18 protein-coding genes and 1 tRNA gene are annotated in these 24,725 nt (G+C 66.9%); 9 read left to right on the top strand and 10 right to left on the bottom strand.

Annotated features, from left to right (window positions below; all coding sequences use genetic code 11):
- Nucleotides 1–90: 90 nt before the first annotated feature.
- The 5 genes from nagA to AC0Z6F_RS18850 are packed head-to-tail and all read right to left on the bottom strand — an operon-like array spanning nucleotide 91 to nucleotide 5,462.
- On the bottom strand, nucleotides 91–1,218 hold the full coding sequence (nagA, locus tag AC0Z6F_RS18870; protein WP_012512391.1) for an N-acetylglucosamine-6-phosphate deacetylase: 1,128 nt from the start codon (nucleotides 1,216–1,218) through the stop codon (nucleotides 91–93).
- Nucleotides 1,215–1,991 carry a DeoR family transcriptional regulator gene (locus AC0Z6F_RS18865; protein ID WP_012512390.1) on the bottom strand — a complete coding sequence of 259 codons (777 nt, stop codon included), beginning with the start codon at nucleotides 1,989–1,991 and terminating at the stop codon, nucleotides 1,215–1,217. Before AC0Z6F_RS18865 ends, nagA begins: the two co-directional genes overlap by 4 nt.
- 34 nt (nucleotides 1,992–2,025) lie before the next feature.
- A complete protein-coding gene (locus tag AC0Z6F_RS18860; RefSeq protein WP_485617412.1) occupies nucleotides 2,026–3,360 on the bottom strand; it encodes a D-tagatose-bisphosphate aldolase, class II, non-catalytic subunit in 1,335 nt (444 codons plus the stop codon).
- Nucleotides 3,361–3,376: 16 nt separating this feature from the next.
- Nucleotides 3,377–4,315 carry an ROK family protein gene (locus AC0Z6F_RS18855; protein WP_006399924.1) on the bottom strand — a complete coding sequence of 313 codons (939 nt, stop codon included), beginning with the start codon at nucleotides 4,313–4,315 and terminating at the stop codon, nucleotides 3,377–3,379.
- Nucleotides 4,308–5,462 carry an SIS domain-containing protein gene (locus tag AC0Z6F_RS18850; protein WP_153676154.1) on the bottom strand — a complete coding sequence of 385 codons (1,155 nt, stop codon included), beginning with the start codon at nucleotides 5,460–5,462 and terminating at the stop codon, nucleotides 4,308–4,310. Before AC0Z6F_RS18850 ends, AC0Z6F_RS18855 begins: the two co-directional genes overlap by 8 nt.
- Before the next feature lie 322 nt (nucleotides 5,463–5,784).
- On the opposite strand from AC0Z6F_RS18850, the gene AC0Z6F_RS18845 reads away from it, so the two are divergent.
- The 4 genes from AC0Z6F_RS18845 (at nucleotide 5,785) to AC0Z6F_RS18830 (ending at nucleotide 14,236) form a co-directional block, all read left to right on the top strand.
- Entirely contained in the window at nucleotides 5,785–9,144 is a 3,360-nt protein-coding gene (locus tag AC0Z6F_RS18845; protein WP_485617414.1) for a TIM-barrel domain-containing protein, read from the top strand.
- A gap of 133 nt (nucleotides 9,145–9,277) precedes the next feature.
- On the top strand, nucleotides 9,278–12,253 hold the full coding sequence (locus tag AC0Z6F_RS18840) for a TonB-dependent receptor domain-containing protein (protein WP_485617415.1): 2,976 nt from the start codon (nucleotides 9,278–9,280) through the stop codon (nucleotides 12,251–12,253).
- A gap of 65 nt (nucleotides 12,254–12,318) precedes the next feature.
- A complete protein-coding gene (locus AC0Z6F_RS18835; RefSeq protein ID WP_012512385.1) occupies nucleotides 12,319–13,674 on the top strand; it encodes a Gfo/Idh/MocA family protein in 1,356 nt (451 codons plus the stop codon).
- A gap of 154 nt (nucleotides 13,675–13,828) precedes the next feature.
- The gene (locus AC0Z6F_RS18830; protein ID WP_012512384.1) at nucleotides 13,829–14,236 is read left to right on the top strand and encodes a hypothetical protein; all 408 of its coding nucleotides are present in this window, start codon (nucleotides 13,829–13,831) and stop codon (nucleotides 14,234–14,236) included.
- A 43-nt stretch (nucleotides 14,237–14,279) separates the two neighbouring features.
- Here the strand turns inward: AC0Z6F_RS18830 and AC0Z6F_RS18825 are convergent, their stop codons facing one another.
- From AC0Z6F_RS18825 to AC0Z6F_RS18815, 3 genes are all read right to left on the bottom strand, one after another.
- Entirely contained in the window at nucleotides 14,280–16,157 is a 1,878-nt protein-coding gene (locus AC0Z6F_RS18825; RefSeq protein ID WP_485617417.1) for an aspartyl protease family protein, read from the bottom strand.
- A gap of 82 nt (nucleotides 16,158–16,239) precedes the next feature.
- On the bottom strand, nucleotides 16,240–17,394 hold the full coding sequence (locus AC0Z6F_RS18820; RefSeq protein ID WP_232053991.1) for a helix-turn-helix transcriptional regulator: 1,155 nt from the start codon (nucleotides 17,392–17,394) through the stop codon (nucleotides 16,240–16,242).
- 49 nt (nucleotides 17,395–17,443) lie between these two features.
- Nucleotides 17,444–17,520, bottom strand: a tRNA-Arg gene (locus AC0Z6F_RS18815).
- A 149-nt stretch (nucleotides 17,521–17,669) separates the two neighbouring features.
- Here AC0Z6F_RS18815 and ubiA point away from each other — a divergent pair.
- The 3 genes from ubiA (at nucleotide 17,670) to AC0Z6F_RS18800 (ending at nucleotide 20,795) form a co-directional block, all read left to right on the top strand.
- Nucleotides 17,670–18,563 (top strand): 4-hydroxybenzoate octaprenyltransferase, encoded by an 894-nt coding sequence (ubiA, locus tag AC0Z6F_RS18810; protein ID WP_041864600.1) that lies wholly within the window; start codon nucleotides 17,670–17,672, stop codon nucleotides 18,561–18,563.
- Between the two features lie 372 nt (nucleotides 18,564–18,935).
- Nucleotides 18,936–20,360 (top strand): short-chain fatty acid transporter, encoded by a 1,425-nt coding sequence (locus AC0Z6F_RS18805; RefSeq protein ID WP_012512380.1) that lies wholly within the window; start codon nucleotides 18,936–18,938, stop codon nucleotides 20,358–20,360.
- A 273-nt stretch (nucleotides 20,361–20,633) separates the two neighbouring features.
- Nucleotides 20,634–20,795, top strand: a complete 162-nt coding sequence (locus tag AC0Z6F_RS18800) for a hypothetical protein (RefSeq protein WP_167796845.1) — start codon at nucleotides 20,634–20,636, stop codon at nucleotides 20,793–20,795.
- A 54-nt stretch (nucleotides 20,796–20,849) separates the two neighbouring features.
- Here the strand turns inward: AC0Z6F_RS18800 and AC0Z6F_RS18795 are convergent, their stop codons facing one another.
- Nucleotides 20,850–21,467, bottom strand: coding sequence for a YiiX/YebB-like N1pC/P60 family cysteine hydrolase (locus AC0Z6F_RS18795; protein ID WP_012512379.1), 618 nt, complete (start codon nucleotides 21,465–21,467; stop codon nucleotides 20,850–20,852).
- Between the two features lie 82 nt (nucleotides 21,468–21,549).
- On the opposite strand from AC0Z6F_RS18795, the gene AC0Z6F_RS18790 reads away from it, so the two are divergent.
- Nucleotides 21,550–22,062: a hypothetical protein gene (locus tag AC0Z6F_RS18790; protein WP_012512378.1), complete on the top strand. Its 513-nt coding sequence runs from the start codon at nucleotides 21,550–21,552 to the stop codon at nucleotides 22,060–22,062.
- A gap of 73 nt (nucleotides 22,063–22,135) precedes the next feature.
- Nucleotides 22,136–23,983 (top strand): M3 family metallopeptidase, encoded by a 1,848-nt coding sequence (locus AC0Z6F_RS18785; protein ID WP_012512377.1) that lies wholly within the window; start codon nucleotides 22,136–22,138, stop codon nucleotides 23,981–23,983.
- A gap of 25 nt (nucleotides 23,984–24,008) precedes the next feature.
- On the opposite strand, the gene AC0Z6F_RS18780 is transcribed toward AC0Z6F_RS18785, so the two are convergent.
- Nucleotides 24,009–24,680, bottom strand: a complete 672-nt coding sequence (locus AC0Z6F_RS18780) for a VOC family protein (protein WP_485617420.1) — start codon at nucleotides 24,678–24,680, stop codon at nucleotides 24,009–24,011.
- Nucleotides 24,681–24,725: the final 45 nt, after the last annotated feature.

The following is a 24,725-nucleotide window of genomic DNA, read 5'->3' as shown; positions in this document are numbered from 1 at the left end:
CGATCGTCCTGATCGGCACCTTCCGGGCCGTCGCAAGCGACGTTGGCAATGGCTCCTGCCATTGCCTTCGGCTCTACAAAAACGCAGATATCAGGCGTTTGCGGCGTTCAAATCAACTACCCGCCCGCCCACCACCACCTGCTGCAGGCGCAGTTCGGCATCCAGCACCACCAGGTCGGCGCGGGCGTCGGGCGCAATGCGGCCGCGATCGTCCATGCCGAGATACGCGGCCGGGAAGGTGGAAACACGTTGCGAGGCATCGGCCAGCTCCAGGCCCACACGCACCAGGTTGCGCAGCGCCTGGTCCATGGTCAGTGCACTGCCGGCCAGCGAGCCGGTCGCCAGGCGCACGCAGCCGCCGCACTTGTGCACGCGCTGTTCGCCCAAGGCGTACTCGCCATCGGGCATGCCGGTGGCGGCGGTGGCGTCGGTCACCGCGTACAGGCGCGGAATCGCTCGCGCGGCAAGGCGGATCACGCCGGGGTGGATGTGCTGCAGGTCGGGAATGATCTCGGCGTACTGCGCATGTGCCAGCGCCGCCGCCGCAATGCCCGGGCGATAGTGATCGACGCCGGTCATGCCGTTGAACAGGTGGGTGAAGCCGGAGGCACCGGCCTGCAGCGCGGCCACGCCTTCCTCGTAGGTGCCAGCGCTGTGGCCGAGCTGCACGCGGATGCCCATTGCCGAAAGCGCGGGAATCAATGCGGTGTGCTCGCCGATCTCCGGTGCCAGCGTCATTACCCGGATCGGAGCCAGTGCGTGCAGCTGCTGCACCAGCGCCAGCGTCGCCTCGATCGTACGATTGGGCTGCGCACCCAGACGCTGCGGGCTGATGAACGGTCCTTCCAGATGCACACCGACGATGCTGGCGGCGTCTGCATCGGGTGCCGCCATGGTGGCGGCCACGCCCTGCAGCGCGTGCTCGATCTCGTCCAGCCCGGCGGTCATGGTGGTCGCCAGCAGCGTGGTGGTACCGAAGCGCAGATGGGTGCGGGCGATGGTGCGTGCCACGTCGCCGCCCTGCATCAGGTCCACGCCGGCCGCGCCATGCACATGCAGGTCGATGAAGCCGGGCAGGATCACCGGCAGCTGCAGGTCGTCAGCACCGCTGTGGTCATCCACCTGCAGCTGGCGCACCTGCGAATCGAAGTGGACGTAGCCACGCCGCCAACCCAGCGGGGTGAGGATGCGGCCATGCAGGGTGCGGGTGTCGGTCATGCGGCGGGCTCGGCGATGATCACTTCGATGCCCAGCCGTTGCAGCCCCTCACGGGTTGCGTCGTCAATGCCGGCGTCGGTGATGATGGCGTGGATCTGATCCAGCAGGGCGATGCGGTGCAGGCTGACGCGGCCGAATTTGGAGGCGTCGGTCAGCACCACGATACGGCGTGCGCGCTCGACCATGCGGTGGTTGAGGCGGGCTTCGGCTTCATCGTGGGTGGTCAGGCCGAACTGCAGGTCCAGGCCATCCACGCCCAGGAACAGGGTGTCGAAGCTGTACGAGTTGAGGCTGGCTTCGGCCTGGCTGCCCTGCAGCGACAGCGACTGCTGGCGCAGCAGACCACCGGTCAGCAGCACGGTGATGCCGGCCGCATTGGCCAGTTCCCAGGCGATGTTCAGGCCGTTGGTCATCACCGTTACATCGCGATGCGCGCGCAGGTGGCGGGCCAAGGTCATCGTGGTCGAGCCGGAATCGATGATGATGTTGTCGCCGGGCTGTACCAGGCGCGCGGCGCGCGCACCGATCGATTCCTTCAGCGGCAGGTTCAGCGCGTCCTTCTCGTGGATGTCCTGTTCCTGTGGCGGCGTGCGTACCAGGGTGGCGCCGCCGTGGGTGCGGTTGGCAAGGCCCTGCGACTCGAAGTGGGTCAGGTCGGCACGGATGGTCACCGCCGACACGCCGAAGCGCTCGACCAGATCGGCCACCTGCACCGAGCCGTGCTCGATCAGCAGCTGCAGGATCTGTTGCCGGCGGGAGCGGGTGTTGCGCATGGCCATTCTCGGTTTCGCGGGGAAAGGGGGGAGATTAGCCGTTCGCAGCAACGGCGGCAGCCGAACCTGCGTTCTGCGCGCGGGTTCCGGCTTGGTTGGCGCTGCAGGCGCGGGCGTATTCGCCCAGGCACAGGCCGATACGGTGCTGCACCAGTGCGGTGGGCGTGTTGGCCAGGCGGCCCTCGCGCACGGCGCGGTACTGCTCCGGCAGGTACTGGCTAAGCAGCACCAGCGGCGGCGCATGCTGCTCCAGGTTGGCGAACAGAGTCTGCACCGCCTGCACCAGCGCCGGCTCGCCCCAGTAGTAGCGGCAGCGGTCGCTGAAGGAGTAACTGCGCAACAGGCGCAGCGCGGCCTCATCGCCCTGGTAATAGGACTGCCAGTACTTCGGCTGCGCCACCATCACCTCGTCCAGCACCTGCGGCAGGCGCGAGCACTGTGCGGCCGGCAGCAGTTCAGCCTCGATCGCGGCCAGCGCGAAAAGTGCTTCGCGGTAGGCGAAGGTGGCGGCCGGGCCGACCTTGAGGATGGCGAAGTGGTCGCGCACCAGTGCATGCAGGCCGCTTTCGCGCTGGTAGTCAGTGGAATGCGCTTCGAACACGATGCGCGGCTGCTGTTCGAGGAAGCCGACCAGCGTGCTGGCGGCGGCCGCGTCGTACTCGTGCACGCTGCTGTGGTCGAAGTCCACGCCCGGCTGCACCACCATCGCAATCACGCGCTGCCACGCCTGGCGCAGCTGCGGCGTATCGAACGCCTGCTGGTGGATGGCCAGGGTCTGCGCGGCGGCGGCCGGCGTGGTCACCTGCAGGCCTTCGGCCAGCGAGGCTTCGCCACCGGGAATCGGCACTTCGGTACCGATCACGTAGGCCGGCGGCGGCAGGCCGTGCTCGGCGGCGGTGCGTTCGGCGATCTCGGCCAGCTCGGCCGAACGCGCGGCGACGGTGGCATCGGGCAGCGGCACCGGGTCATCGGCGCAGGACATGCTGCAGTCCAGGTGGATCTTGTGGAAGCCGGCAGCGACGTAGGCCTCGATCAGCACGCGCGCGTGGGTCATCGCTTCGGCAGCCGGGCGCTTCTGCCAGGCATTCGGGCCGAGGTGGTCACCGCCCAGGATCAGCCGTTCGCGCGGGAAGCCTTCCTCATCGGCCAGGGTGCCGACGTAATCGCGGTACTCCGGCGGGGTCATGCCGGTGTAGCCGCCGAACTGGTCGACCTGGTTGGAGGTGGCCTCGATCAGCAGCACGGTGCCGTGTGCCAGCGCCACGTGCATGGCCGCGCGCAGCACCTGCTCGTTGCTGCAGCAGACGCTGTACAGGCCGACGTTATGGCCGGCGCGGTGGGAAGCAAGCAGGGTCTGCAACGGGGACATGGTCAGGCTCCGGACATCAGGAAAACGAGGGTTGGCAGGCGAGCAGGGCAGCACCACGTGCGCCACCGGCATCGCCGAAGCGTGGTGGCACGATCGGTGGCACCTGCACACCCTTGAACAGATGGGCGGCGATGGCGTCGGGCAGTTGCTGGTACAGCGGCGCGTACTGCGAAAGACCGCCGCCGAGCACGATCACGTGCGGGTCCAGCGCCAGCACCAGCGCGGCCAGACTATGGCCGAGCAGGTCGCGATGGATGTCCAGCGCCTTGCGCGCGCGGGCGTCGCCGGCTTCGGCCAATGCAATCACCGCGCTGGCATCGGCGGCGCTGCCACCGAGGTGGCGTTCGATCATCGCCACGCCACTGCCGGACACATAGCGCTCCACGCAGCCCTGCAGGCCACAGGCGCAGTCGATCAGCGGCAGGCCGTGGCGCTGCAGCAGATGACCGGGCACGCTCCAGTGGCCCCATTCGCCGGCCAGCCCGTTGAAACCGGACAGCAGGCGGCCCTGCAGGCAGAAACCACCACCCGCGCCGGTGCCGAGGATGGCGCCGAACATGCTGGGATAGCCGTCGGCCGCACCGCCGTGTGCTTCAGACAGGGCAAAGCACTGCAGGTCATTGCCGAAATGCAGCGGACGTTGCAGGCGTGCCTGCAGGTCGGCGGCCACACTGTGCCCGGTCAACGCAGGCACGTTCGCGCTGAGCTGGCGGCCGCTGCGGCGGTCGCGCACGCCGGGTAGAGCGATGCCGATGGCCGCATCACTGCGGCCCAGCGCGGCATCGGCCTCGGCGACCAGGGTCACCACCGCCTGCAGGAAACCGTCGTAGTCGCCCTGCGGCGTGGCCACCCGGCGGCGCCAGGTGACCTGCATCGCCGCATCGCACGCCACCAGCTCGATCTTGGTGCCGCCGATGTCGATGCCGTAGCAGGCGTGGGCGATCAGCTCAGCCATGGTGGATGGTGACGCCCTTGACGACGCGGTTGACGGTGCCGTCCGGGAACGGGTTGTCGGGGGTCAGGCCGAGCGCAGCCGAGCGCTGCAGCGCGAACAGCTGCGCGAAGCCCAGCCACACCGGCGCCAGCCACGGATCATCCAGTGCCGGTACGGTAAGGGTGTACTCGTCATCGGCGCCGATATCCGAATGCGGGCCGATCGCCAGTACCTGCCCGGCCACGCCATCGCGGCGCAGTTCTTCCAGCAGGTCCTGTTCGAAGCGGCGCGCCAGCGGCTGCACGCTGCGCACCACCACCACCAGGGTGTTGCCGTCCAGCGTCGACTTCGGGCCGTGGCGGAAGCCCAGCGGCGTGTTGGCCAGCGCCAGCACGCGGCCGGCGGTCAGCTCCAGCACCTTCAGTGCGCACTCGCGTGCCAGCGCTTCCAGCGGGCCGCTGCCGAGATAGATGATGCGGTTGAACGGGCGCTGCGCCAGCGCCGCCACCGGAGCATCCCACTGTGCCTGGCCTTCGCTGGCCAGCGCTGCAATCTGCTTCAGGCGCGCCACGCGCGCATCCCACGGCGAACGATCGAACACGGTCAGTGCGGCCAGCAGCATGCAGGTCAGGCTGCTGGTCATGGCGAAGGCACGGTCGCAGCTGGCCGACGGCATCAGCAGGGTGCAGGTATCGGCACGGCCGGCGCCACGACGGGCCAGTTCGCCATCGGCATTGCAGGTGATGTCGAGGAAGCGCGCGTCATCCACGTCGCTGCGCACGCGGTCCACCGCCGCCACGCTTTCCGGGCTGGAGCCGCTGCGGCCGAACGAGACCAGCAGGGTCGGGCGCTCGCGCTGCAGGTACAGCGCCGGGTGGGTCAGCAGGCTGGTGGTATGCACCACGCGCACATCGGCCGGCCATTGCGCGTTGATTGCATCGGCCACCATTTCGGCAATGAAGCCGGAGCTGCCGGCGCCGGTGAACAGCACGCGCTGGTTGGGATCATTGAGGCTGTCGCCGAGGAAGGCCTGCAGGCGGTCGCGGGCACGCGACAGGTCCTGTGCGAGGGCCTCCCACAGCGCAGGCTGCTGCGCGATTTCGGTAGCGGTATCGGCTCCGCCAAGGCGCTGCCAGGCGGACACATCGGAAAGCAGGGTGACGTCCATTCAGAGGTTCCAGTTGGGCCAGCGCACGATCTGTGTTTTCTTTCGAAATGTCAAATACCGAAAGTAAAAAGAAAGAAAAAGGACTGGCGCCTTTTCCACGGGCGGGTGCCCCGGGAAAACGAAAGGGGTGGGTAAATGCCGTATCGCACAACGCTTAACAGGGGTCTGCAAGCGCTTACACAAAGTATTGCAACGCAACAACTTTCGTTTCAAAGGAATATATCTTCCTTTTTTCTTTCAATTTGTTGACATCTTTCGAATCGCTGCCCTAGAGTCGGCCCAACCGCTTTCGAAACGCCCGGTGAACGGGTTGGGAGTCCGTGTGGAAATCTGCGTTCGTCGCTCGCCGCTGATGCTGGCCCTGTTGCCGGCATTGATGTTGGCGTCCATGCCGGCCCAGGCCGAGCCGGTCGGCAACCTGCGTTCGGTCAGCGCCAGCGCCAGCCGCGACGGCGTGCAGGGCTGGGACCTGCAGACCGACAAGGGCGCGCGCATCCGCATCGAACTGCCGGCCACCGACATCATCCGCGTGCAGGCCGGCCGCAACGGCAAGCTCACCGGTGCAGGCGACAAGGCCGCGCCGATCGTGCTGCCGCAGCCCAAGGCGAACGTGCAGGCGCAGCTGGAAGAAGACGCGCAGGAAATCCGCGTACGCACCGATGCGCTGGTGCTGCATGTGCAGCGGCAACCGCTGCGTCTGCGCCTGGAGCGCTTGGACAACGGTCAGCCCACCGCGCTGTGGCAGGAACTGCAGCCGCTGGACCTGGATGCCACGCAGAGCGTGCAGGTGCTGTCCTCGCAGGCCGATGAAGGCTACTACGGTGGTGGCCAGCAGAATGGCCGCTACCAGTTCAAGGGCCGCGAGCTGGAAGTGTCCTATTCCGGCGGCTGGGAAGAGGGCGACCGCCCCAGCCCGGCACCGATGCTGCTGAGCAGCCGCGGCTGGGGCATGCTGCGCAACACGTGGAGCGATGGCAGCTACGACCTGCGCGAGGCTGACCAGGCCACGCTGCTGCACCGCGAAGACCGCTTCGATGCGTACTACTTCGTCGGCGCCGACCTGCCGAAACTGATCGAGCGCTACACCCAGCTGACCGGCCGCCCCAACATGGTCGCGCGCTGGGCGCTGTCCTACGGCGATGCCGATTGCTACAACGACGGCGACAACAGCAAGAAGCCCGGCACCGTGCCCGAAGGCTGGAGCGACGGCCCGACCGGCACCACCCCGGATGTGATCGACAGCGTGGCCAAGCAGTACCGCGCCAACGACATGCCCGGTGGCTGGATCCTGCCGAACGATGGCTACGGCTGCGGTTACAAGCAGCTGCCGGAAACAGTGAAGGGCCTGGCCGGCTATGGTTTCCGCACCGGTCTGTGGACCGAGAACGGCGTCGACAAGATCGCCTGGGAAGTGGGCAAGGCCGGCAGCCGCGTGCAGAAGCTGGACGTGGCCTGGACCGGCAAGGGCTACCAGTTCGCGATGGACGCCAATCGCCAGGCATTCAATGGCATCCTCGACAATTCCGATTCGCGCCCGTTCCTGTGGACGGTGATGGGCTGGGCCGGCATCCAGCGCTATGCGGTGGCATGGACCGGCGACCAGAGCAGCAGCTGGGATTACATCCGCTGGCACGTGCCGACCCTGGTCGGTTCGGGCCTGTCCGGCATGGCCTACGCCAGCGGCGATGTCGATGCGATCTTCGGCGGCAGCGCCGAGACCTTCACCCGCGACCTGCAGTGGAAGGCGTTCACCCCGGTGTTGATGGGCATGAGCGGCTGGTCGTCGAACGCGCGCAAGCACCCGTGGTGGTACGACGAGCCCTACCGCAGCATCAACCGCGATTACCTGAAGTTGAAGATGCGCCTGACTCCGTACATGTACGGACTGGTGCACGAGGCCGCGCAGACCGGTGCACCGCCGGTGCGTGGCCTGATGTGGGACAACCCGCGCGATCCGCATGCGCAGGATGAAACCTACAAGTACCAGTTCCTGCTCGGCCGCGACCTGCTGGTGGCGCCGGTGTACCGCAGCCAGGCGGCCAGCCGTGGCTGGCGCCGCGACATCCATCTGCCGGCTGGTGGCTGGATCGACTACTGGGATGGCCGCCGCGTGCAGGCCGCCGCCGACGGTCGCCAGCTCGACCGCCAGGTGGACCTGGCCACGCTGCCGGTGTTCGTGCGTGCCGGTGCGATCCTGCCGATGTACCCGTCGATGCTGTTCGACGGCGAGAATCCGCTGGATGAAGTGACGTTCGACCTGTACCCGCAGGGTGATTCGCAGTACACGCTGTACGAAGACGATGGCAACACCCGCCGCTACCAGCAGGGCGAATCGAGCACGCAGGTAATCCGCGTGCAGGCGCCGGCGCAGGGCAGCGGCCCGGTGCAGGTGCAGATTGATGCCGTGCAGGGCCAGTACAACGGCCAGCTGGCGCAGCGTCGTTATGGCCTGCGCGTGCTCAGCCGCCAGGCGCCACGCGCGGTGCAGGCCGGTGGCCGCGCGCTGCCGGCGCTGGCCGACGCCGCTGCGTTCAACAACGCGCCCGAAGGCTGGTACTTCGATGCCCAGGAGCGCCGTGGCACGCTGCATGTGCGCACCGCTACGCAGGACATCCGCCAGCCGCTGCAGCTGCAGCTGGACTTTGCGGTGGCCGTCGCTGCTGCCGACGATGCCTATCCGGCCGCGCCGGTGCTGGGCCGCGAACTGCCGGCCGACAGCCTGCTGGTGGTCAACCGCCCGGCCGAAGAGCCCGGCCACGCATTGGAAAATGCCTTCGACGATGACCCGGGCACCTGGTTCCGCAGCGTGCGCAACCAGGCCGTGCGCACCGGTGCACATGAGTGGGTGATCGGCTTCGGTGAGCGCAGGATGATCGACGGCATCGAGCTTGCCCCGCGCAACGACAAGAACTGGAAGCACGGCCAGGTACGCGACTACGAGGTCTACCTCGGCGACAGCAATGGCGAGTGGGGCGAGCCGATCGCCCGCGGCCGCCTGCAGCTGAAGGAAGGCATGCAGCGCATCGACTTCCCGGCCCACGCCGGCCGCCTGCTGCGTTTCCGCGTGCTGAGCGTGCAGAACCCCGAAGGCGACGGCGCCAGCAGCGCCGACCCGATGGTCACTGCCGCACAGGGCAGCGCTCGCGCGTTCGATGCATTGCAGCCGCGCGACGTCGGCCCGATCGCGCTGTCCACCTTCCACATCCTCGAACACCAGGAACCGGAGCGTCCGGCCCGGCAGCGCTATCTCTCCGAGCTGCCGGTGCCGGCCGCGCTGGCCAGCCAGCTGCGCACCGACCAGTCGTTCCGTGGCGGCGCCGGCATGCGCATGAACGGGCTGCAGTTCCGCCGTGGCCTGGGTGTCGGCGCCAACAGCCGCATCGACCTGCGCCTGCAGGGCGGCTGGCACCTGCTGCGTGCCGACCTCGGCATCGACGACGCCTGTCGCAGCGCCGGTGGCCTGCAGTTCCAGGTCTGGGGTGACAACCGCCTGCTGTACGACAGCGGCCTGGTGAAGGCGCCCGGCGTGGTCAAGCCGGAGCTGGACATCCGTGGCCTTTCCACCCTGAGCCTGCGCACGCTGGGTGCGCAGGGCAGCCAACCCGCCCAGGTCTGCGCCAACTGGGCCAACGCCGTACTGATCGGCCAGGAGGGCGACTCCGCCAGCATCGTCGCCCCATGACCCCTACGTAACACCGCTCCTCCCCCGCCCATTCCGACTACGGCCCTCATGGCCGTGGCCCGGGAGCGTTTTGCCCGCCGAACGCCCACGCGCTCACTCAGTTGCGCCGCACCCCTGCCAGGAGAGAACCCCGATGTTGCCCGCCCACCACCACCGCCCCCCCTGTCGTTCGATCGCTCCGCTGTCGCTGGCCATCGCCGGCGTGCTGCTGTCGGTCGCCGTTCCTGCCGTTGCCCAAGAGAGCAAGGACAAGGCCACCGACCTGGCCCGCATCGAGGTCACCGGTTCCAACATCCGCCGTACCGACGTTGAAACCGCGTCGCCGGTGCAGGTGATCAGCAAGCAGGACATCCAGAACATGGGTGCGCGCACGCTGCTGCAGGTGCTCGACAACCTGCCGGCCGCGCGGCCAGCGCAGCAGGATTCGCGCTCGCTGTTCACCGGCTCCGATGGCGCATCGCAGGCCAACCTGCGTGGCCTCGGTGCACAGGGCACGCTGGTGCTGCTGAACGGCCGTCGCCTGTCGTACTACGGTGCGCCGGCAGGCTTCCAGACCCAGTTCGTCAACATCGATGCGATCCCGGCTGCGGCCATCGAGCGCATGGAAGTGCTGACCGACGGCGCCTCGGCGGTGTACGGCACCGATGCGGTGGCCGGCGTGATCAACGTGATCACCAAGCGCAACTTCCAGGGCGCCGAGGTCAGCTTCACCAACGATACCTCCTCGCGCATCGACTCCTATGGCGAGCGCCAGGCCAGCATCACCGCCGGCTTCGGCGACCTGACCGAGAACCGCTTCAACATCTACGGCGCGGTGAACATGTACCGCCGCGACGCGATTCCGCTGAGCGACTTCTACGACAAGCGGCCTGACCAGTACTACGTCAACAAGCCGAACTATCTCAACGACCTGCGCCTGGGCGTGGGCAGCAAGCCGGGCGAGTTCAACCCGGGCAGCTATTTCGCCTTCGATCCGGTCACCGGCCGCCGCGTGCAGGAAGCCGCACCGGGCTGCAAGAACGTGCTGACCAGTGAGGCGGCCGGTCCGCGTTGCGTCTGGGAAACCTGGATGAACAACGAGATCGATGCCGGCGCCAAGTCCGAGCGCAACACCGCCTATCTCAACGGCACCTTCCTGGTGGGTGAGAGCACCGAGATCTTCGCCGAGGCGACCTACACCGACATCGACCTGCGCGCCAACGGCGGCACGCCGCGCACCTACGGCACCACCACCGGCAACCCGACCAGCTGGTTCTCGCGCAACACCGGCAACAACGTCAACCAGTTCCTGTACCCGTTCCTGGGCCCGAACAACGAGTACAACCACGCCAGCCCGCAAATGAAGGCGATGATGGGCGGCGTGGTCGGCCTGAACTACCTGCTGCAGGATGCCGGCGCCAACTACTTCGGCCAGCGCAACACCGACAAGAGCTACCGCGTGCTGGCCGGTGCACGCGGCAGCAGGGGTGACTGGAACTGGGAGACCGCGTTCGCCAGTGCGGGTACCCACTCCACCACCTATCAGACGATCAACGTCAACACCAAGGGCTTCGAGAAGGCCTTCGGCCCTTACACGATCGATCCGGGTACCGGCCGCGTGATCATCTCCGACCACCCGGCGTACAAGTTCGGCGAGATCAGCGAAGCCAACGCTGCGTTGATCCGTGAAGCGTTCCCGACCTTCGACATCCAGTCGTGGACCCGCCTGCACACCCTGGACGGCAAGATCGAAGGCCCGTTGTTCCAGTTGCCGGCCGGTGAGATGCGCGCCGCGTTCGGCTTCAATGCAAGCCGCGAAACCTTCTACACCCCGGGCAACGCCGATGCGGCCAACGGCCTGATCACCCAGCAGGGCGGCTCCTGGTTCGACGGCAAGCGCAACACCTACGCGCTGTTCGCCGAGACCGTGGCGCCGATCACTGACAAGCTGGAACTGGATGCGGCGGTGCGCGTGGACAAGTACCCGAACTTCAGTGCCAACATCGCGCCGAAGATCGGCTTCAAGTACCAGGCGTTCGATCAGCTGATGCTGCGCGGCACCTACTCCACCGGCTTCCGTGCACCGAGCCTGGCCGAGTCCGGCAACGGCGGCGTGTTCGCGCAGCTGGGCGGCTACCGTGACGAGCTGCGCTGCAATGAGACCAACGCCATCGCCAACCTGCTGCTGAGGTCGCAGCGCCCGGGTGACGTCGATCTCGGCAAGACCCTGCTGAACGTCGACTGCAGCCGCACCGTGGCGCGCATGACCCAGCCGAACAAGGACCTGAAGCCGGAGAAGGCGAAGATCGCCACCCTCGGTTTCGTCTACGAGCCGGCAACCTGGCTGTCGGTGTCGGCCGACTACTGGTTCATCTACCGTGACAATGAGATCGTTGCGCCGGACTACCGCCGCATGGAAGACATCATCTCCTCGTCGCGTTCGCCGATCACCGACAGCGACCGGGCCAACCTGGCGCAGCTGGCGGCGATGTGCGCCGACCCGGCCAGCGGCGTGAACTGCCCCTCGACGCTGCCAGGCTACTCCGCCGGCAACGTGGCCAGCGTGGTGGGCCAGTACAAGAACCGTGGCAAGACCCTGATCGACGGTTTCGACATCGACGCGCGCAGCCGCTTCTCGCTGGGTGACTGGGGCAACCTGAACATCGGTCTGGCTGCCACCATCGCCAACCGCAACCGCTTCTACATGGACGAAGCGAGCGGCTGGTACTACGGCGATGTGGTGGGCTACTACAACAACCCGCGCCTGCGTGCCACGCTCAATGCCGACTGGACCTACAAGCAGGTGACCACCAGCATGTTCGTCAACTATGTGGGCGGCACCAAGTGGGCCACCGACCAGGTCGACGAAAAGAGCAACAACAAGGAAACCTGCACCGGCGGCTACCTGGCCCTGCAGAAGAGCAAGTGTGATGGTGCACCGTCGTGGTGGACCGCCAACATGAGCGTCACCTGGCGCCCGGATGATGCGTGGAACCTGAGCTTCACGGTCAAGAACCTGTTCAACCGCCTGCCGTTCTACGACCCGAACAGCTTCCTGGGTGACTCCAGTGACTACGCAACGATCTTCGGTCGTGGTTACAGTGTGACCATCGGCTATCGGTTCAAGTAATTCCGTTTGCGTGACCTGGCGTGCCGGCTTCGGCCGGCACGCTGCCAAGAGGAGAGATGTTTGCCATGAAGCGTAGGGAATTCATCGCGGCCAGCGCCGCTGTCGCCGCCAGCAGCCTGCTGCCGCAGACCCCGGCATGGGCACGCGGGCGCAAGGTGCGCCTGGCCATGATCGGTACCGGCATGCGTGGCCTGGTGCTGCTGAAGGAACTGGTGCGCCGCGACGACGTCGAGGTTGTCGCCGTCTGCGATATCGAGCCGATCATGCTCGGCCGCGCCGTGGAGATGGTCAGCAAGGCCGGCAAGCCGGCACCGAAGACCTACGGCCAGGGTCGCGATACCAATGCCTGGAAGCGTCTGCTGGAACAGAAGGGCATCGATGGCGTGATCATCGCCACTCCGTGGGAGTACCACGCGCCGATGGCGATCGCCGCGATGCAGGCCGGCGTGGCGGTGGGTTGCGAAGTGGTGGCCGGCATCACCCTGCAGGATCACTGGGACGTGCTGAAGACCCAGCTCAGCACCGGCACCCCGTACATGCTGCTGGAGAACGTCTGCTACCGCCGCGACGTGATGGCCGCGCTGCAGATGGTGCGCCAGGGCCTGTTCGGCGAGCTGGTGCACCTGCAGGCCGGCTACCAGCACGACCTGCGCGGCGTGAAGTTCAATTCCGGCGACCCGAACCAGCCCTACGACAGCGGCGTGGAGTTCGGTCCCAAGGGCTGGAGCGAAGCACGCTGGCGCACCGAGCATTCGGTGGAGCGCAATGGTGAGCTGTACCCCAGCCATGGCATCGGCCCGTGCGCGATGTACACCGGCATCAATCGCGGCAACCGCTTCACCCACATCAACGCCTTCGCGACCAAGGCACGCGGCCTGCACGAGTACACCGTGGCCAAGAGTGGCGGCACCACCCACCCCAGCACCAAGGTGAAGTTCAAGCTGGGTGACATCGTGACCACCACGCTGGCCTGCGAGAACGGCGAGACCATCCTGCTGCAGCACGACACCTCGCTGCCCCGCCCGTACTCGATGGGCTTCCGCGTGCAGGGCACCAAGGGCCTGTGGATGGACGTGAACCATTCGATCCACATCGAAGGCCGCAGCCCGCCGCACCAGTGGGAAGAGTTCAAGAAGTACCAGGACGAGTACGAGCACCCGCTGTGGAAGCAGAATGCCGAGACCGCTGCCAGCGCTGGTCATGGTGGCATGGACTGGTTCGTCATCCACGCCTTCGTGGAAGCATTGAAGGCCAAGGCGCCGATGCCGATCGACATCTACGACGCAGTGACCTGGAGTGCGATCACGCCGCTGAGCGAGCAGTCCATCGCCAACAGCTTCCAGACGCTGGAGTTCCCGGACTTCACCGCTGGCGCGTGGAAGCAGCGCAAGCCGATCTTCGCGTTCGACGGGAAGTATTGATTCGCTCTTGTAGAGTCGAGCCATGCTCGACTGTTTTGAACACAACGCCGGGCCATGCCCGGCGTTGCTGTTTGCGGCGCCCCCTAACAGGCCCATGCTAGGCTCGGCTTCGTGCCCGGCAGTTGATGTCAATCGACAGAGAGGAGCTTGCCTGATGCGCCTGCTGACCTTCACCTGTCCACTTTGCGGCGCTGCCGGGCAGCGATTCCCGCTGCTTTCCGCATCGAGACGGCAGGCGAAGACGGCATGCAGGGGATGTGGCGTGATGCTGCGCTCGGATCCCCGCTTGGGCCTGCACACGCTCTACCTGCTGTATACGCAGATCATCGTGCTGCTGGCTGCATTGCCCATGATCTGGGCCTATGCCTTGGGCCGATGGTTCTGGTTGGCTGTGATCTGGGCCGTGGTGCTGGCGTTGTGCTGGTTCCCCGGCGTAATCAGGCACGCACGAAGTCCGATCATGCGCGCCTGCCGGGATCCCGATTACAGCTACGCGCGCAGGCCGGGCGGACCATCCACCGGCGGCACCGCAGAACCGGCGCCGCGCAGCGGCATTCCATGATGGCTGTCGATGGATATTCCACGGTGTTCGCATCCGTCCTGGCTCAATCGGCAGGCCACCGCTCCTTCACCCGGTCCGCCAGCACCAGCTCGGTATCCACCTGCCGGCTGTCGCGGAGATAGCGGATGCTCAAACGGGTTCCAACGGGACGCTCGCGCAGCAGCGCACGCCAGTCACCCAGTATCCGCGTGGCCACTGCCTCGCTGTCGATCATGATGATGCGGTCATCCTTGCGCAGCCCCGCACGCGCCCCGGCGCTGGTCGGCGCTACATCCGCTACCCGCAATGCGTCGTTCTCGGCCTGCAGCCACAATCCGCTGCGGTCGAAGGCATCGGCCTGCGTACTTTCAGCGTTGGGCACCAGATAGAGGCGTTTGGCGTCGTAGTCGATGCCCATGGAGAAGCGACGCAGCACGCCGCCACCCTGAATCGCACCGTAGTCGGCCAGGGCCAGCGCTCCTTTGTCGGTGGTGGATAGATCACCGACCAGGTCGCTGACCTTGATGCTGCCCATGCGCAGCACACCGAGCCGGGCCGGTCGCGCGCGGCCCGGGCCACCGAGGCCCCATCCAAGCACCGCCTCCTCGCTGGCGTGGTACTTCTCCAACAAATGATGAGCACGCACGAATGGGCTGCTCAGGCTCAGCGAGTTGCGTGAGCCAGTGTCCAGCCACAGCCGCAGCGGGATGCCGTCCAGTTCGCCATTCAGTACCGGTGCGCGGTCGTCCTGCTCGAACGGCAGTGCCACCGCGTTGGCGGGTGGATGGTAGTGGCCCGGCCGGGTGAAGCTGAGCACGCGCGCACCATAGTCGAAGGTGGTGACGAAGCGCAGGAAGGTCTCGTAGCCGATGAAGCCATCATGCGGTACGCCCATCGAGTTGATCTGCTGGCCGAGGTCGATGATGTGGAACACCGGGTTTGCAAGGTGCGCGCCACCGATGCGCAGGTGGCGGGCCTGTGCCAGGCCCAGGTCGCTGGCATTGTCGCCGGCACCATGCACGCTCAGGCGACCGTTGGCGGTCAGCCCCAGACGCTTGGCGGCAGTCGGTGTCAGCAGGTTGATGGCGCCGGTGTCCACCAGGAAGCGTGCCGGCTGGCCGTCCACCTCGGCCTCGACGTAGACATGGTTGTTGATCAGATCGAACGGGACGTGGGTTGTGCCGCTGGCATCGTCGATGTAGCTGTCGTCGGCCATCACCGGTGGTGCATACAGCGCATCCGGCACAGGGCTGTCCACCCGGTAGCGCTGCACCTGCACGTGGCTGCGCAGTCGCGGATCGGCTCGGCCCTGGGAATCGAGCGTATCGGTGATGATGCGATGGGGCAGCAGCAGGCCATCGACCGCCCGGTAGTCCTCCAGCGTGGTGGCGGTGGGTGTGCGGGGGGAGGCGATGACCACCCGGCCGAGCAGGCCGCTGCGCGCGTCGAACCAGAGCTCGATCGGGTCCGCTTCCTCCGGCGTCGTCGACAGCACGTCATAGCGCTGTCCGTCGTGGACCTCGGTACGTGGGCCTGCAAAGCGCGAGGCCGGATACGCGCTGGACAAGTAGGCGCGAGTGGCCAGCCACGACTGCGTGCGGGCAGTGCGGCGTGGCACGGTGCCATCCAGCAGGCCTACTTCGCCGCCGTAGTCGCGGCGCCACGACAGCTTCCCGTCGAAACCCTGCGCAACGGTGAAGGTCCCCAGCTGCGCCTGTTCGGCATAGCGCCCGGCGCGCAGGTCCTGGTTGAGCTGCCAGCGGCCTTGCAAGCCACCGACCGACTGCTCGCCCTCAGCCTGCAGGCGCTGTACCGACAGCCACGGCTCGCCGCCACTGGCTGCACGGGCCCGGGCCAGCACACCCGCCGCATCCCCCACCGCAGCCTGCGCAGGAACCGCCAGCATCCACAGCAGGCCGAACATCATCCGTTGCCATCGCATTGCATCACCTTCTTCGTCGGGTCGAGCGCTGATGGCAACGCAGCGCCGGGCGTCGTTCGACCGGGCGTGAAGGATTGGACGTTCAGCCGGACGTGGCGCGGCTGCGGCGGTACTCGCTGGGTGTCTGCCCGGTGGCGCGCTTGAACGCACTGTTGAAGGTGGACTTGCTGCCGAAGCCGGCGGCAAGGCCGATGTCCAGCACGCTGCGTGGGTCAGCCGGATCGGAGAGGAGGGACTTCGCGGCCGTGATGCGGAAGCCGGTCACGAACTCGGAGAAGCTCTGGCCCAGACCCTGGTTGAGCGCCTGCGAGACCTGGTTGGGTGACCAGCCGCTGTGCTGGCTCAAGCCCTGGAGGTCGAGTCCCGGGGCCTCATGCAGGCGTTCGCCCTGCATCAATGCGGTCAGCGCGCTGGCGATGGCCGCGCACTGCACTGCGTCGATGCCCGAGCGCTCGTAACGTGCGACGGCGACGTCTTCGATGGGCGCGGGGATGAGATTCCCCACGCCCGGTGCGGCGATGCTCACTGGCGCGCGCAGTTGCTGGCGCACCACTCGGCACGCCAGCAGGTACATGCCGGCCGTGGTCAGCAGACTGAGCCCGATGCTGGCCATCAGCGGAGCGGCATCCGGCGGCCACCGGTTCATCGCGCTGGCAAGCCAGCAACTGGCCATCACAACTGCCAGCCCGCGCAATCCGCTGCGCTGGATGGCCGTTCCCTGTGTGGTCGAGGACGTACGGAATGACAGCCACAGCGTGGCCAGCAGATAGGGCACGCCCTGCAGCAGCCAGCCATGGAAGCTGAGCCGGAACAGGGCATGGCCCAACGGCGAAGCCTCGAAAGGCGCAACAGCGTTCAACAGGGAAATGACGAACGCGAGCATGGCCGGCAGCAGATGCGCGAGCGGCAACGGCTGCGCGCGCGGATGCAGCGGCGCCAGCAGCGCACGCGCATGGCCGTACAGCAGCGGACCCAGCAGATAGACCAGTGGCACCTCGATGACCCGCAGCCAGCGCACGGCGTCGGCCGACAGCCAGGCTTGCCCACCCAACAGCACCAGTCCGAACAGGTTGGCGGCGGCGAAACAGGCGAAGAAGGTGGTGAGCAGGTGGTTGCCACGCCGGGCGCGGCCGAAGCTCACTCCGGTGGACAACGCGGCCAGGCCGAGAATCGCAGCGCCTGCCGCCAGCTTCAGCAGATCCGGTGGCGTCATGCGCGCAGTGTTGATGAAGCGCACGGCATCGTCCAGCGCGGGCTGGCAGTGTGCAGGCAACAAGAGGGGAAGATGGCGCGCCCGGAGGGATTCGAACCCCCGACCAATGGCTTCGGAAGCCACTACTCTATCCGGCTGAGCTACGGGCGCGTTGTAGAACCGCCGCGCCACCGACCAGTGCCGGAGCGGGCATCGCAGCGCCATGAAGCGGTGCGGGACCGGCATTCTATCCAGTTTCGCCGAACAAATCTCCCCCCATGGGCAAAGCCCTGCCAGAGGGGCAGGAGTATCCTATCGCCATGGCTGATACCCCCCTCACTTCGCCGCAGTCGCCGGCGACGCCGCGTTGGCGGCATTACTGGAGTCTGATGCGCGCTGATCGCCCGATCGGCACGCTGCTGCTGCTGTGGCCCACCTGGTGGGCGTTGTGGCTGGCTGCGGGCGGCATGCCGCCGCTGTGGACGCTGTTCGTGTTCACCGCCGGCGTGTGGCTGACCCGCTCGGCCGGTTGCGTCATCAATGACTACGCCGACCGCTGGCTGGATCCGCACGTGGAGCGCACCAAGGCGCGCCCGCTGGCCACCGGTGCGATCAGTGGCCGCGCTGCGCTGGCGTTGTTCGCCGTGCTGATGCTGGTGGCGTTCGGCCTGGTGCTGACCCTGAACGGGCTGACCATTGGCCTCAGCTTCATCGGTGTGTTCCTGGCCGCCAGCTACCCGTACCTGAAGCGCTACACCCATCTGCCGCAGGTCTACCTGGGCATGTCGTTCGGCTGGGGCATCCCGATGGCGTTCGCCGCCGTGCAGGGCGAGGTGCCGCTGCTGGGCTGGCTGCTGTATGCCGGCAACATCCTGTGGTCCACCGCCTACGACACCTGGTACGCCATGGTCGACCGCGAGGACGATCTGAAGATGGGCTCGCATTCCACCGCGATCCTGTTCGGTGATCTCGACCTGGTCATCCAGGGCGTGCTGTACGCGCTGTTCCTGGCGACCATGGCGCTGGTCGGCGTGCGCGGCGGGCTGGGTGGCTATTACCTGGTGGGCGTGGCCGTGGCCACCGCACTGGTGGTGTACGAGTTCTGGATCTGCCGCAACCGCGAGCGCGGCCCGTGCTTCAAGGCGTTCCTGCACAACAACTGGGTGGGTGCCGCGCTGTTCGCCGGCATCGCCGTGGACCTCGCGCTGCGCTGAGCCCAGGGTGAGGTAGAGCCGGCCGCTGGCCGGCTGCAGCCGCATGCGGTCCCGAGGTTGCCGGCCAGCGGCCGGCACTACCAGCCTCCGCCACCTACGACGATCCTTGAGTTTGGTAGAGCCGGCCGCTGGCCGGCTGCACCCGCATGCGATCCCGCGGTTGCCGGCCAGCAGCCGGCACTACCAGCCTCCGCCACCTACGACGATCCTTGGATCTGGTAGAGCCGGCCGCTGGCCGGCTGCAGCCGCATGCGGTCCCGAGGTTGCCGGCCAGCGGCCGGCACTACCATTCCGCCACCTACGACCAATAGGTGGCTGACAGCCTGCACCTCACCGCCCAGAATCGATCCATCGAACCTGGGAGGGTAGGCGATGGCCTCGACGGCAGCAGTACAGGACGGCTGGATGGCGCGCGCTGCGCTGCGCTCGGCCGCCTGGGCGGAAAAGTGGTTCCCCGATGCGTACGTGTTTGCGGTGCTGGGCGTGGTCATCGTCGCGCTGGCCGCGATGGGCTTCGGCTCGACCCCGCAGGCCACCGCCAGCGCCTTCGGTGATGGCTTCTGGAGCCTGATTCCCTTCACCATGCAGATGGCCTTCGTGGTCATCGGTGGCTATGCCGTGGCCACTGCACCGGTGGTCGCACGCTTCATCGATTTCCTGGCCCGGGTGCCGCGTACCGGCCGTGGTGCGGTGGTGTACGTGGGCCTGGTCAGCATGCTGGCCTCGCTGCTCAGCTGGGGCTTCTCGCTGGTGTTCGGCGGCCTGCTGGTGCGCGCGCTGGCCCGCCGTACCGAGCTGCGCATGGACTACCGCGCGGCTGGTGCCTCGGCGTATCTCGGTCTGGGTGCGGTGTGGGCGATGGGATTGAGCTCGTCGGCCGCGCAGCTGCAGGCCAACCCGGCCAGCATGCCGCCGGGGCTGGTCGAGATCACCGGCGTCCTGCCGTTCACCGAAACCATTTTCCTGTGGCAGTCGATCGCACTGACCGCGGTGTTGATCCTGGTCTCGCTGTTGATCGCCTGGCTGACCGCGCCGGCGGCCGGCAGTGCGCGCACCGCTGAAGACTTCCCCGGCGCCGCGCAGGCCGAGCCGGAACCACTGCAGCGCCGCACGCGCCCGGGCGAATGGCTGGAATACAGCCCGCTGCTGACCGTGCTGCTCTCACTGCTGGCGTTCGGCTGGCTGTTCAACGAGTTCGCCAACAAGCCGCTGGTCACGGCCATCGCCAACCTCAACACCTACAACTTCCTGTTCATTTCGCTGGGCCTGCTGCTGCATTGGCGGCCGCGCAGCTTCCTCAACGCGGTCGCCAAGGCGGTACCGAGCACCACCGGTGTGCTGATCCAGTTCCCGCTGTACGGGGGTATCGCGATGATTCTCACCCACGCTGCCGGCGGCGATGGACAGACGCTGGCGCACCGGCTGTCGAGCCTGTTCGTGCACGTAGCCAGCACCGATACGTTCGCGCTGGTGATGGGCGTCTACTCGGCGGTGCTGGGCTTCTTCGTGCCCTCCGGTGGCGGCAAGTGGATCATCGAAGCGCCGTACGTGATGCAGGCCGCCAACGAACTGAAGGCACACCTGGGCTGGGCGGTGCAGGTCTACAACGCGGCCGAAGCGCTACCGAACCTGATCAACCCGTTCTGGATGCTGCCATTGCTGGGCGTGCTGGGCCTGAAGGCGCGCGACATCGTCGGCTTCACCTTCATCCAGCTGCTGGTGCACATCCCGCTGGTGCTGGGCCTGCTGTGGCTGCTGGGCATGACCCTGGCCTATGTGCCGCCGGTGATGCCCTGAATGCAGGGCTGGCTTCCCTGCGCGGGTCGGGAAGCCAGCCTCGTTCAGCGCGTGTTTCCGGCTGCGAACGCCATGAATGCGCGCACCGTCGACGATGGCATGAACACATGCCGAACCCGCATGAATCCTTCAGCCGCTTGTGCCACAAGGGCTTCTGCGCGTTCATTCACAGGCGTACACACAGATGTAGCCGCCCACCCACGCGTGATTAACCATTCGCTGCAGACGATGGCCACGTCCACCGCATTCCGCGAGTGGCTTTGGAGATCGGACATGGCACAGCAGAACCAGAACCCGAACCAGAAGCAACAGGGCCAGCAGAACCAGCAGGATCAGCAGCAGGGTCGTGGCCGTGACCAGCAGCAGCAACAGCAGCAGGAACAGCAGAAGCGCAACCAGAACCAGCAGCAGGGCGGCAACGACGAAGAAGAATGATTGCGCCGTGCATGCGGAGTGACCGGTGAAGCCCCGCCACGTGCGGGGCTTCGCTTATTCCAGCACGCCAATGCGCTGCAACACCGGTGCCGCCGACATGTCGTTGGGATTGCTGCCGGGCTGATCCTGCGGCACCTCCATTCCCATGCCGCGATACAGGTCAATCCAGTGCTGGGAAATCTCCCCGGTCTGCGGGTTGCGGAAGTTCATCGGCTGCAGCGCAAACACGTGGTGCGCACGGAACGCACGTTCGATGAAGTCCGAGCAGTAGTAGCTGTCATCGTTCAACACATACGACGTGTTGTACGGCTTGCCGAGCATCGTGCGCGCGGTGGCGATTGCATCCTTGATTGCCGCCTGCTGCGGTGCGCGCAGGCGATAGACCACGATCTGCCGCTGCTTTGCTCTCGCGTCCTGGCGGAACTCGGACAGCGATTGCCGCCGCGATCCCTTCTCGTCGGCATGCAATACCTCCCAGCCCTTCGGCGCGGAAGCGACAAGCGCGACGTGATCGAAGCTGGGCGCGCCCTGCTTGCCGGTGGCATCGTCGATGGCGGCGCTGAGGCCGCTGTGGCCGGCGGTGACGAACAGCAGATCGCCTTGGCGGACATCGACGGCCATCGCCACCGTCGCGGGCAGCAGCAGGCCGATCAGGAGCAGGAGGCGGTGCATGGGGCGTCTCGGACAGGCGGAATGCCGGAATTGTAGGACGCGCGGTAGCATGGGGCGACTGAAACGGATTCAGGATGAGCCCATGCGTCGATATCGCTTCCAGGCACTGCTGGTGCTCGCCGTTGGCGTAGCGTTGGTCGCCTGCAGACCTGCTCCGCAATCGACGCCCACGGAAACCGCACCTGCACCTCCCGCGCCGTCGTCCACGGCGGCAGCGGTCCAACCCGCATCGGTACCTGCCAGCAGTGAATGCCCCTACCCGGAATTCGATGCGTTCCTCAAGCACTTCGGCAACGAGATCACCCTGCAGGAAAAGGCCACCGCCGATCCGCTGCTGGACAGCTACATCGATGCCGAGGCCGAGCCGGAGCCGCGCAAGGTGGAAAGCCGGTTGGCGCGGGCCGATGTCGAGTGGCCGGTGATGCCCGATCCCGCCGCCTTGGCCGGGCAGGGCCGCGAAATGCAGATCAGCACGCTGGCTGACGGGCAACGCCAGGTGCAGATCCGCACGCCGGACAGCAGCGACCAGCAGACCTACACCTTCGCGCAGTCGCCCTGCTGGCTGCTGGTCAAACGTGAGGACGAGTCGATCTGAAGCCTGATCCGGCACAGGCACGGCGGGGCAGCGGCTGCTAGGCTCGAGGCCTGGTCCAGGCAGGGAGACGCCGATGCAGGCTTTCAGGAAGCACGCCACCACCACCGCCGTCGTCGCTGTATTGGCGATGGCCCCCTTCAGCGGCGTCCAGGCACAGTCGGTGCATGCCGATGACCGCGCCTACTTCGCCAACGCCACCGCCGAACAGGCTACGCGTGAAGCGCTGGGCAAGCGTGTTGAAGCCCTGCAGCAGGCGTCCAATCTTGCACCGGCAGAACGCTTCCAGCAGGCCGAGGCACTGGAGGCGCAATGCCTGCGTCATCTCGGCTACCTGCATCTGCAGTCCGCCCGCAACGCGCGCGATCTTCGCCCGGCACAGGCGATGGAGCAGGCAATGGGGCTGTGCAGCCGCATCGCCCGCAGTGGTCGTGCCGCCCTGCGCGAGGCGCCTGCAGATGCGGCGTGGGCAGCACCGTATGGCTTCCTGCGCACACGGGCGCTGAAGGAGGCTGCCACCCCGGCCAACGCTGTGCTGGACGAGGCCGTGGACGCGTTGGCCGATCCGGCGTTGGATGGTTTCGCGCGCCTGCGTGGGCAGATCCTGCGCAGTGCCGAGTACCCGCAGATCGAGCGTGATGGTCGGCGCTGGGACACCGGGCACGACAAGCGGGCATTGGCCCTGCAGCCGGATCGCGCCTTGCGCGAAGCGGGGTGGAAGGGCTACTGGCAGGGGCTGCAGTCGCGCCGTGAGCCGATGGCCTCGGTGCTGTTGGGGCTGGTGCAGGTGAACGATGCCGCCGCACGCCTGCAGGGCGATGGTTCGGCGCCGGCACGTGGCTACCAGCGCATGGGCCTGGATACCGCCGCAGTGGATGCAACGCTGGTAGCGATCGAACAGCACGCCGGCGACCGTCGTGCTTATCAGGACATGCTGCTGCACCACGCTGCGCGATCCGGCATCGACGCGCCGCAGGTCTGGGACACCACGCTGCCCGATGCGGGATACACGCCACCGGTGCTGACGCTGGTGCAGCTGCGCGACAACGCCGCCGATGCCATGCAGCATCTGGGGCCTGCGTACGTCGCCGAACTGCGCGCGCTGCTCGATCCGGCCAACCAGCGCATGGATCTGGCCACCGAACGCGGTGACCGCAGCCAGGACGCGTTCTCGGTGAGCGCTCCCGGTGTGCCGGCGCTGTTGTTCGTTGGCGTGCGTAGCGGTGATCTGGAAAGCGATGTCGAGATCGCACATGAAGCCGGTCATGCCGTGCACGGCGAGTGGATGCAGCGCGGCCATGCGTCACCGCTGCAGCGCAATGGCAGCCAGTGGCTGACCGAGGCGTTCGCGATCTACAACGAGCTGCGCTTCCGCGACCAGCTTTACCAGCAGGCACAGGATCCGCGTGCCAAAGCTTATTACCTGAAGTCGCTGCTGGACGACATGGTGCTGCAGCTGTTCACCTCTTCCGAGGAAGCGCAGCTGGAGCAGTCGATCTATCGGGGCGTGGCCGCGGGCACGTTGGGCACCGCCGATGACCTGGACGCGCTGACCGGCCAGGTGCTGGCGCGTTTCGGCCAGCAACCGGAGCGCTATCCGCAGCTGCGCAACAGCTGGATCGGCAAGCGCCTGATGTATGAAGACCCGAACTATCTGGTGAACTACCTGTATGCGGGGCTGCTGGCCGTGCAGCTGTATGTGCAGGACCAGCGCGACCCCGAAGGGTTCCGTGAGCGCTATCTTGCCGTGCTTGGCGAGGGCTTCGACCGCGCGCCGAACGAGCAGGTGGCGCAACTGCTGGGGCACGCACCTGACTGGGCGGCCCTGGTGGATGCCGATCTGCAGGTGTTCAACCAGACGGCGGCGCAGCTGCAGGCGCTGCATGCGCAGATCGAGGCAGGGCAGGGCGCGCGCATGCAGTAGCGCGCGTCACGCTTGGCGCGTCGCCTCAGGTCGAGGCAACGCGCCAGCCCAGTGCGTCGTCGCAGAGTTCGCCGATGCCGGCGACATCCCCCACCCGCAGCTGCAGGCCCTGTGCATTGGGCAGGTCCTTCTGTTCGGGGAACCAGCGGCGATCGGCAGCGACCACGATCAGCAGGCCCTCGTCGTCGCCCATCGGCGCGAACTGCGGCGAGGGCGTACTGATCGGTTGCAGGCCGAAACGCTGTTTTGATTGTGCCCGCACGGTGTCGACGTCGTGGCTGGGCAGGCCGACTTCGCTCAGGCAGGTCAGCTCGCTGCCATGGAACGCGCCTTCGCGCGCGCTGGCCGGCAAGCGGCGGCGGCCGATCAGTTCCAGGATCAGGCCGTCGGGACCGGTGAAGTAAACGGACTGCGACTGCCAGCTGCTTTCCAGCGCGAAGTAGTCCAACCCTTCCGGGTTGCGCTGCAGGGGTGTACGTTCGCGCAGCCAGGTCATCGCCTCGCTGAAGCGGTTGTCCGGTACGTTGAAGGCCAGGTGCACGCCACCGACCGGATGATCACCGGCCGGCTGCAGTTCGATCGTGCTCCAGCCGATGTGCACATGATTGCCGACCACGCGCTGCTGCAGTACATCGCGGAAGTAGCTGGCCACGGTACCGACATCGGATACCGGCAGAGTGAGGTGCAGCAGACGCATGATCGATCCTCCGTGGACGAACCCACTGTAGCGCCGGGCCATGCC

The organism is Stenotrophomonas sp. 1L-E-5-B-C3, from assembly GCF_057292075.1.
This window is presented reverse-complemented; position numbering and strand designations above follow the sequence as displayed.

Excerpts from the sequence above, each read along its gene's own strand:
- AC0Z6F_RS18830 (WP_012512384.1), top strand. The coding sequence starts at position 13,829 with ATGCGCCTGCTGACCTTCACCTGTCCACTTTGCGGCGCTGCCGGGCAG.
- AC0Z6F_RS18785 (WP_012512377.1), top strand. The coding sequence starts at position 22,136 with ATGCAGGCTTTCAGGAAGCACGCCACCACCACCGCCGTCGTCGCTGTA.
- AC0Z6F_RS18835 (WP_012512385.1), top strand. The coding sequence starts at position 12,319 with ATGAAGCGTAGGGAATTCATCGCGGCCAGCGCCGCTGTCGCCGCCAGC.
- AC0Z6F_RS18805 (WP_012512380.1), top strand. The coding sequence starts at position 18,936 with ATGGCCTCGACGGCAGCAGTACAGGACGGCTGGATGGCGCGCGCTGCG.
- AC0Z6F_RS18780 (WP_485617420.1), bottom strand. The coding sequence starts at position 24,680 with ATGCGTCTGCTGCACCTCACTCTGCCGGTATCCGATGTCGGTACCGTG.
- AC0Z6F_RS18860 (WP_485617412.1), bottom strand. The coding sequence starts at position 3,360 with ATGTCCCCGTTGCAGACCCTGCTTGCTTCCCACCGCGCCGGCCATAAC.
- AC0Z6F_RS18795 (WP_012512379.1), bottom strand. The coding sequence starts at position 21,467 with ATGCACCGCCTCCTGCTCCTGATCGGCCTGCTGCTGCCCGCGACGGTG.
- AC0Z6F_RS18790 (WP_012512378.1), top strand. The coding sequence starts at position 21,550 with ATGCGTCGATATCGCTTCCAGGCACTGCTGGTGCTCGCCGTTGGCGTA.
- AC0Z6F_RS18825 (WP_485617417.1), bottom strand. The coding sequence starts at position 16,157 with ATGCGATGGCAACGGATGATGTTCGGCCTGCTGTGGATGCTGGCGGTT.
- AC0Z6F_RS18865 (WP_012512390.1), bottom strand. The coding sequence starts at position 1,991 with ATGCGCAACACCCGCTCCCGCCGGCAACAGATCCTGCAGCTGCTGATC.
- AC0Z6F_RS18850 (WP_153676154.1), bottom strand. The coding sequence starts at position 5,462 with ATGGACGTCACCCTGCTTTCCGATGTGTCCGCCTGGCAGCGCCTTGGC.
- nagA (WP_012512391.1), bottom strand. The coding sequence starts at position 1,218 with ATGACCGACACCCGCACCCTGCATGGCCGCATCCTCACCCCGCTGGGT.
- AC0Z6F_RS18840 (WP_485617415.1), top strand. The coding sequence starts at position 9,278 with ATGTTGCCCGCCCACCACCACCGCCCCCCCTGTCGTTCGATCGCTCCG.
- AC0Z6F_RS18800 (WP_167796845.1), top strand. The coding sequence starts at position 20,634 with ATGGCACAGCAGAACCAGAACCCGAACCAGAAGCAACAGGGCCAGCAG.
- AC0Z6F_RS18855 (WP_006399924.1), bottom strand. The coding sequence starts at position 4,315 with ATGGCTGAGCTGATCGCCCACGCCTGCTACGGCATCGACATCGGCGGC.
- ubiA (WP_041864600.1), top strand. The coding sequence starts at position 17,670 with ATGGCTGATACCCCCCTCACTTCGCCGCAGTCGCCGGCGACGCCGCGT.